The organism is Pseudomonas sp. MD195_PC81_125 (assembly GCF_014060985.1).
Taxonomy (GTDB): Bacteria; Pseudomonadota; Gammaproteobacteria; order Pseudomonadales; family Pseudomonadaceae; genus Aquipseudomonas; species Aquipseudomonas parakoreensis.
In genome coordinates this window covers 1-788 of the sequence record NZ_JABULD010000462.1, presented here as the reverse complement: position 1 = coordinate 788, position 788 = coordinate 1, and the positions used below count along the sequence as shown (strand labels likewise).

General features: G+C 54.3%; 1 protein-coding gene and 1 pseudogene. Both read right to left on the bottom strand.

Going from position 1 to position 788, the window contains the following annotated elements; all coding sequences use genetic code 11:
* Nucleotides 1-81: pseudogene (gene rpsR / locus HT737_RS18550) on the bottom strand (30S ribosomal protein S18); the annotation flags it as partial.
* Between the two features lie 28 nt (nucleotides 82-109).
* Nucleotides 110-532, bottom strand: a complete 423-nt coding sequence (gene rpsF / locus HT737_RS18545; RefSeq protein WP_003221133.1) for a 30S ribosomal protein S6 — start codon at nucleotides 530-532, stop codon at nucleotides 110-112.
* Between the last annotated feature and the right edge of the window lie 256 nt (nucleotides 533-788).

The window sequence follows — 788 nt, the reverse complement described above, 5'->3', positions numbered from 1 at the left end:
GTTGAGATCTTTGTAATCGATCTCTTTCACGTCTTCAGCGGTGAAGCGGCAGAATTTACGACGACGGAAGAAACGTGCCATTTGATAGGCTCCTTAAAAGGTCCGTGGATTACTCGTCAGCGTTATCGCTGTTGTCGCTGTCATCACCCTCAACGCCATCAGCGTCGGAGTGCTCAGGACGGTCGCGACGCTCACGGCGCTCACTGCGGTTTTCTTCAGCCTTGAGCATCTCGGACTGGCCGGTAACGGCTTCGTCGCGACGGATGACCAGGTTACGGATCACAGCATCGTTGTAGCGGAAGTTGTCTTCCAGCTCGGCCAGGGCCTTGCCAGTGCACTCAACGTTCAGCATCACGTAGTGAGCCTTGTGAACATTGTTGATTGCGTAGGCCAGTTGACGACGGCCCCAGTCTTCCAGACGGTGGATTTTGCCGCCGTCTTCTTCGATCAGCTTGGTGTAACGCTCAACCATGCCGCCGACTTGCTCGCTCTGGTCAGGGTGGACCAGAAAGATGATTTCGTAATGACGCATGAATGCTCCTTACGGGTTGTAGCCTGCCGCTCAAAAACGGTCAGACAAGGAGTGAATGACACTTATGGACTTGCTGGCGCGGGGCACATGCGTGCCTGCCGTCACAGCAAGGGGCGCAATTGTAGAGAAGGGACTGCGGAGGTGCAAGGCAATTGGTGATTATTTGAACAACCACCGATCTTCGACCTGACACAAAACACTGTGGGAGCGAGCCTGCTCGCGAATGCGATCTATCAGGCAACATTATTGTCGTCTG